At 48.8% G+C, this 490-nt stretch carries 2 rRNA genes; both read left to right on the forward strand.

Annotation, left to right across the window (positions count from 1 at the left end):
• A 23S ribosomal RNA gene (locus DZ860_RS24000) occupies positions 1–259 on the forward strand; the annotation flags it as partial.
• 113 nt (positions 260–372) lie between these two features.
• A 5S ribosomal RNA gene (gene rrf, locus DZ860_RS24005) occupies positions 373–488 on the forward strand.
• Positions 489–490 lie beyond the last annotated feature (2 nt).

Below are 490 nucleotides of genomic sequence, written 5' to 3' on the forward strand. Positions count from 1 at the left end.
CTGCTCCTAGTACGAGAGGACCGGAGTGGACGAACCTCTGGTGTTCGGGTTGTCATGCCAATGGCATTGCCCGGTAGCTAAGTTCGGAATCGATAACCGCTGAAAGCATCTAAGCGGGAAGCGAGCCTTGAGATGAGTTTTCCCTGACRCTTTAAGYGTCCTAAAGGGTTGTTCGAGACTAGAACGTTGATAGGCAGGGTGTGTAAGCGCTGTGAGGCGTTGAGCTAACCTGTACTAATTGCCCGTGAGGCTTAACCATACAACACCCAAGGGGTTTTGTAGGACTCAATRCAAGAACARATTTGAATGTGTATTAGAACTTAATAAAACAGCTTTCCAGATTATTCTCTAGAAATAGAGAGAAAGAATTTGCTTGGCGACCATAGCGTTGCGGACCCACCTGACTCCATGCCGAACTCAGAAGTGAAACGCAATAGCGCCGATGGTAGTGTGGGGTCTCCCCATGTGAGAGTAGGACATCGCCAGGCTT

Source organism: Vibrio sinensis (genome assembly GCF_003605645.1).
Taxonomy (GTDB): Bacteria; Pseudomonadota; Gammaproteobacteria; order Enterobacterales; family Vibrionaceae; genus Vibrio; species Vibrio sinensis.